Here is a 6,889-nt window from a genome sequence, read left to right as displayed (position 1 = left end):
ACGGGGGCTGTCCGGCCGGAGGAGCCGCCCCAACCAGCGGCAATCCCTGCGGGAAAGGGGGCGGATTCTCATGCGTAAACGTGTCGACCGGCTGTTCCCCATCCTTCTGGCGGTCTGGATTCTGACCTCGCTGGTCCTGCCCGCCTGGGCCACGGAGGAAAGCACTGTCACCATCTCCAACGTAGCGGACCTCCAGCGTTTCGGGAAAAACTGCGCTCTGGACACCTGGTCCCAGGGCAAGACTGTTACCCTCACCGCCGACCTGGACCTGAGCGGGGTGGATTTCACCCCCATTCCCACCTTCGGCGGCACCTTTTTAGGCCAGGGACACACCATCTCCGGGCTGTGTCTCACCTCCGCCGGTTCCACCCAGGGGTTGTTCCGCTATATCCAGCCCGGCGGGCTGGTACGGGACTTGACCGTCAAGGGTACGGTGGCCCCCGGGGGTACCCGCTCCACCGTGGGAGGCATCGTGGGCAACAACGCAGGAACCCTGCAAAGCTGTGCCTTTCACGGCGTGGTTCAGGGGGATGCCACCGTGGGCGGCATCGCCGGATACAACAGCATCACCGGTGAGATTACCGGTTGTTCCGTCTCCGGTTCTGTCAGCGGCAAGAATATCACCGGCGGCATTGCGGGCCGGAATTTGGGGTTGCTGCTCAAATGTGAAAGCAGCGCCGGAGTGAATCTGACCCGGAAGGAAACCAATGTGGACCTGATGGACGCGGATACGGCTGCCATCCTGAAGGAGCGGGCCGCGGCGGACGACGAAACCTACCACCTGCTGGACGGCTGCTTTGATACCGGTGGCATCGTGGGCTATTCCAGCGGCGTGGTGCAGAGCTGCGTCAATTGCGGCACGGTGGGCTACCCCCATGTGGGGTACAACACCGGCGGCATCGCCGGGCGGCAGGACGGCTATCTGTCCGGCTGTACCAACAGCGGCACCGTCTACGGACGGAAGGACGTGGGCGGCATTGTGGGCCAGGCGGAGCCCTATGTGCTTGTGGACCCTGGCCGGGACACGCTGGAGCAGCTGCGCCAGGAGCTGAACACCCTGGAAAACCTGATTAACCGCGCGCTGGACGACGCGGAGCGCACCGGAGACAGCGTCTCCGCCCAGCTCAGCGCCATGGGAGACTACGCCGGCAGCGCCAAGGACAGCACCAAGGAGCTGCTGGACCGGGTTTCCGATTTTACCGACGAGAACATCGGCACCATCAACACCCTGACCGCCGACATCACCGGCGCGCTGGGCAAAATTTCTCCCGCCCTGGACGATCTGTCCGACGTGGGCGGGCGGCTGGAGCGCCTGTCCCGCCAGCTGGGGGACGCTTTGGATTCTCTGGGCGGCGCGGTGGACACCGGCGATCGGGCCGCGCGGGACCTGCGTCTCGCGGTGGAGAAGCTGCGGCAGTCCGCCTCCGGGCTGACCACGGCGGTAAGCCGGCTGGAACGCGCGCTGGACGCCTTTCAAGGCTTTCTGGATTTGGGAAGCGGCTCCATCTCCGTCAGCTCTCTTCTGGCGGCGCGGGAGGAGCTGCGTCAGGCATTCCGCGCCCTGCGGGGAGTGGGGGATGATCTGGATGATGCCCTGTCTCAGCTCCAGCAGGCCCTGAGCCGCTCCGGCGCTCTGTCCAGCCAGCTGGGAGACGCCCTGGATACACTGGAGGAGGCCTCTGACACCTCCGCCGTCATCGGGCGGCTGCTGCGCCGGGCGCTGGATACCATTGGCGATGCGGTGGATACGCTCACCGAGGACGGTCCTGCGGAGTTCACCCCCCTGGGGGAGGACTTCCGGCAGGCCGGCGACAGCCTTTATGATGCCATGAGCGGCCTGCTGGAGGAGATGGACGGGCTGAACAGCGCCCTTCAGACCGGGAACGGCACCCTGACCGCCGACCTGCGGGCCATCAACCGGCAGTTTAACGCGGTATTCACCCTTCTGCTGGACGCAATGGATGACGCCAGGGACACCGCTGAAGGCGGCCTGGAGGGCATCATTCAGGACACCTCCGATGAGGACATCTCTGCCACCCGGGAGGGCAAGGTGGCGGACTGCTCCAACCTGGGAACCGTGGAGGGAGACCGCAACGTGGGCGGCATTGCCGGTGCCGTGGCCATTGAATTCGACCTGGACCCGGAGGACGACACGACCGGCCGGTTCTCCTTTGGCAGCAGCTACGAGACCAAGGCGGTGCTGATGAACTGCGTCAATCGTGGGGCCGTCACCGGCAAGAAGGACTGCGTGGGCGGTCTGGCGGGGCGCATGGACCTGGGTACTGCCTTGGAGTGCCAGAATTACGGCCCGGTAGCCAGCACCGGCGGGAACTATGTGGGGGGTGTGGCCGGCTATGCGGACGCCTCCATCCGCAGCTGCCATGTCAAGAGCACCCTGTCCGGAGAGAATTACGTCGGCGGCATTGCCGGCTGGGCCAGCCGTCTGCGGGACTGCCGTGCCATCGTCACAATCGAGGAAGGCACGGAGTATCTGGGAGCCATTGCCGGCGGCATAGAGACGGATGGGGCGCTGTCCGGCAATCTCTTTGTAGACACCGGCACCGCCGGGGTGGACGGCGTCAGCTACGCGGGGCGGGCCGAGCCCATCCCCTTTAACGCGCTGAGCCAGCTGCCCGATATTCCGCCAGAGTTCACCGCCTTTACGCTGACTCTGGTGGCGGAGGAAAAAACGGTGGCGCAGATTCCATTCCTCTACGGGGAGGACCTGTCCAGGCTCGACCTGCCCCCTGTGCCAGAGCTGGAGGGCAATTACGGCGTCTGGCCGGAGTTTGATGTCTCCGGCCTGCGCTCCGACCTGACCGTGAACGCGGTCTATACCCCTTGGGTTACTGTGGTGGCCAGCCGGGAGCTGTCCGGAAAGCTGGCCCTGGCCCTGGCGGAGGGACAGTTTACCGGGGACGCCGTTCTCCATGTGACAGACAGCGTCCAGGTTCCGCCCCAGGAGGCGGGGGAGCAGGCCGTCGTGTGGGACGTCGTTCTCGCTGGAGCGGAGCCAGAGGATTCCGTTCCTTTGCGGCTGTTAAGCCCTGACAGCGGTACCCATGTCTGGCAGTATCAGAACGGCCAGTGGCAACAGGTGGAAGCCGTCCAAAACGGACAGTATCTATTGCTGACCATGACCGGAACCCAGGGCACTTTCTGTATCCAATCTACTCGGAGCGCCCTGTGGCTGATCCCCGCTGTCGTGGGCGGTTTGGCTGCCTTGGCAGCACTCGTGCTGATTGCCGGCAAACACAAGAGAACGGCCGCCAAGGCTCAGAAAGGAAAAGAGGAGCCAGCATCGAAATAAAATGCCCCGCTCGCTGGATAGACTTATTTCATCCGGCAAATCGAATCCCGGCAAAAAGAGCAGGGGCGCAGTACCGGCCTGGACCATATTCTGCCGCTATAGACTCAAAGCCGCCGTATCACGGAGAAACGTGATACGGCGGCTATTCGTACTCTGAATCCACTATATTCCAGCCACCGCGCGGCGCAGAGAGCCAGGCAGACGGGACCGATGGCACACACTTGCTTGGTAAACTTCTAATAAGCACAAAGATGGGCTGTGGATAATTTATAAATCCATAACCCATCTTGCGCTTTTGCACTACGAATTGTCAGCCAACAGTCTCCTTGCGCGAGTTCCTTACCACTATTAACGCAAGGGTTAGGCGGGTTTTACAGTGTGATTTTCCCTTATGTTTTCCCTTTATAGGTTCAAAACCTCCTCGATGAAGCGTTCCATGCGGGCCGCGCTGTCACGGGCCATCTGTTCGGTAAAGTGGCCGTATTTGTCCAGAGTAAAGGCAGCAGTGGCGTGGCCTAAGTTGGCCTGCACCGTCTTTATATCTTCTCCAGCCCGCAGCGCGTTCACAGCGTATGTATGCCGGAGTGAATGAAAATGGAAGCCGGATAGACCGGCGGCGGCAAGGGCCTTGTGGAAGCCATTATCGGCCCGCCTCTGGTTGAGCGGCGCACCGGTCTCTGTGGTGAATACCAGGCCATAGGGGTTAGCCCACAACGGCCCCGCTTTCAGCTGCATTTCTGTCTGTCTGGCCCGCTGCTTTCTCAATGCGGCCATGACCGCCGGGGCCGGGGTGATCGTGCGGGCCTTGCCGCTCTTTGGGGACTGAAACGGCCCGTCTGTGCGGTAGGCGGAGCGAACCAGCTGCTTATTAACCCTGATCAAACCTGCGGTGAAGTTCACGGCGTCCCAGGTGAGGCCCAGCAGCTCAGACATACGCAAGCCCGTAAAGAGAGCCACAGCAAGAAGATGTTCAACGTTGGTGTCTTTAGCAGCGGCCAGCAGAGCGGCGGCTTGCTGATCGTCGAGCGGGTGAACCTCCTCTTGCTCCACGCGGGGAAGTTCGCACCGCGCCGCCGGGTTTCGCGGTATGTAATCCAACTCCACGGCCTTTTCCAGTGCGGTGTGCAATACCTGGTGATGGTAACGTGCTGTGGATGGAGCAAGCCCCTCCAGGTCGTTGACAAATCCCTGCACGTCATGGGGGCGGAGCTGGTCCAGCCGGATTGCGCCCAGAGCGGGCTTGAGGTGGTTCTTGATACTGCGGATATATCCGTCAGCAGTCGAGAGCTTCACCGCGCCCAGGTAGTCAGACGCCCATACGTCCAGCCATTGCCCTACCGTCATGCGCTGGGGGGCTGTGTACGTCCCCTCGTTGACCGCCACGGCGGCGGCCTGCATCTTCTCCCGGACCTCCTTTTGTGTCTTGCCAGTGAAACTGCGCTGGAGCTGCTTGCCGGTACCAGGATCCCGGCCTGTGGTGATTCTGGCCTCCCAATAGGTGTATTCTTTGCCGTTCCTGGTGACGGTCTTTTTCCTGATCGTGCCGCTGCCTTTCGCGCTCTTCCGTGCCATGTGGAAAATCTCCTTTCGTATTTGACACAGTGGCCCAGAAGGTGTATAATTATAGGCGCACTGGTGCCTTAGTTAGTAGCTCTGGTATTTGTGCATCTATGACCGTCCCGGTGTTTGCAGCGCCGGGGCGGTTCTTATTGCTTTTTGTGGAAAACCGTGGTACTCTGACAGCAGGAAAGAATCCTCTTTCAGCGCTGCCAGTAACGGCGGACGGTTGGCCCTCTTGACAGGGGGCAGCTTCTTGCCCCCTGATTTTCGGAAAGGGGGGCTGCCCAATGGTTACATATAGTGAACTGTTTCAGTACACGCTTGTTAGCTCACTACGGATAAAGAAGCAAAGAGAGGTTAAAAATTTTTGCCGTCACTATCCGGCGGGGCCTCGCCGGATAGGTCTGGCTCAATCGTCAGGCAAGTCCACCTTGCCCACAAAAGAATAATAAATCTCGATGTCCTGGTGGCGCGTTCCCTGCTCGTCCTTCCAGCACTCATGCACCACGATTTTCTCCACGAACTCCCGCAGGAGGGTGGGGGTCAATTCCTCAAAGCTGGTGTACTTCCGAACGACTGCCATAAACTTCTCTACGTTCACAGCGGCCTCCTGCGCCTGCCCCAGCTCCACCTGTAACTCAGCGACACGGGCTTTCAGCGTGGCCTGCTCCTGCTCGTAATCGGCGGACAGTTCCATGAAACGCTCGTCCGTGATGCGCCCGCTCACGCTGTCCTCATACAGACGCTTGAAGATGCCGCTCAACTCTCCGATGCGCTTCTGCGCCGCCTCCAGCTCCCGGCGGCGGGCGGCGTTCTTTCGCTTGCCGCCGTCCTCGTTCTGCGCCATCAGCAGCTTCATAAACCGGGCCTCATGCTTGGCGGCGTAGCTGGTGACTTTCCGCAGATTTTCGGTCACGCCCACCGTCAGAAGGTCGGTGCGGATGAAGTGCGCCGTACAGTCGGCGGTACGCTTTTTGTAGCTGCCGCAGATATAGCAGTCCTGCCGTCGCTTGTCTGTTTCATACCTCTGCTGGTACATGACACTCCCACAGTCGGCGCAGAACAACAGGCCGGAGAACAGGCCAACCTCGCCGTAGCGGTTGGGCCGCTTACGCTGTTTGCGAAGCTCCTGCACTCGCTCCCAGGTGGCCTCATCAATGATGGCCTCGTGAGTATGCTCAAAAACCATCACTTTTTCTTCTGGATTGAGTACGCTGGTCTTGACCTTGTAGGACACCTTCTCCGTCTTGAAGTTGACGGTATGCCCCAGGTACTCCCGCCGTTCCAGAATGTGCGCCACGGTGTTGCTCGACCATTTGCAGGGGTAGTCCGGGTAGTAGCGGCGGGTGCTGCCGGTGCGCCGGTACTCCATCGTCCCCGGCGTGGGGATGTTCTGCTCGGTCAGCATCCGGGCAATCTTGGTGGGGCCGTTCCCGGCAAGGCACAGACTGAATATCTGCTTTACAACAGGTGCGGCCTCCGGGTCAATGATAAACTCGCCGTTCTCGCCTTTCAGATAGCCATAGACCGGCTGGCTGGTGATGGGTTTTCCGCTCATGCCTTTAGCCCGGAAAACCGCTTTGATTTTCTTGCTCGTGTCCCTCACCATCCATTCGTTAAATAGGTTCCGCAAGGCGCTCATGTCGTTGTCGCCCTGGGCGCTGTCCACGCCGTCATTGATAGCGATGAAGCGGACGCCTTTCTTGGGGAAGGTAATTTCTGTAAATAGGCCCACTTGCAGATAATTCCGTCCCAGGCGTGAGAGGTCTTTCGTCACGACCGTCTTGACCGCGCCGCTCTCCACAGCGTCCATCATCTCGGTGAAGCCGGGCCGCTGGAAGTTGGCTCCGCTCCATCCGTCATCCACGAAAAACTGATAGGGCATCAGGCTATGCTCACGGGCGTAGCTTTCGAGGATGCGCTTTTGATTTGAAATTGAATTTGACTCGCCTTGCAGCTCATCGTCGCGACTGAGGCGGCAGTACAAGGCGGTGATAGGGGCTTGCATGGTTTGCTGTC

Annotated in this window: 3 protein-coding genes; 1 reads left to right on the top strand and 2 read right to left on the bottom strand. The window is 60.7% G+C overall.

Features of this window, described 5'->3' with window-relative positions; genetic code table 11:
• Positions 1–70 precede the first annotated feature (70 nt).
• Positions 71–3,310 carry a hypothetical protein gene (locus QZ329_RS14405; RefSeq protein WP_295753697.1) on the top strand — a complete coding sequence of 1,080 codons (3,240 nt, stop codon included), beginning with the start codon at positions 71–73 and terminating at the stop codon, positions 3,308–3,310.
• 402 nt (positions 3,311–3,712) lie between these two features.
• Here QZ329_RS14405 and QZ329_RS14400 read toward each other — a convergent pair whose 3' ends face one another.
• Together QZ329_RS14400 and QZ329_RS14395 are read right to left on the bottom strand one after the other, a co-directional pair.
• Positions 3,713–4,882, bottom strand: coding sequence for a tyrosine-type recombinase/integrase (locus tag QZ329_RS14400; protein ID WP_295753696.1), 1,170 nt, complete (start codon positions 4,880–4,882; stop codon positions 3,713–3,715).
• Between the two features lie 397 nt (positions 4,883–5,279).
• Positions 5,280–6,889, bottom strand: a 1,610-nt coding sequence (locus QZ329_RS14395) for a recombinase family protein (protein ID WP_295753695.1), incomplete at its 5' end; no start/stop codon positions are given.

Origin of the sequence: uncultured Oscillibacter sp., assembly GCF_910579365.1 — a bacterium.
Lineage (GTDB): Bacteria > Bacillota > Clostridia > Oscillospirales > Oscillospiraceae > Oscillibacter.
Note: the sequence above shows the minus strand (reverse complement) of the source record. Positions and strands in the feature narration are given on the sequence as shown.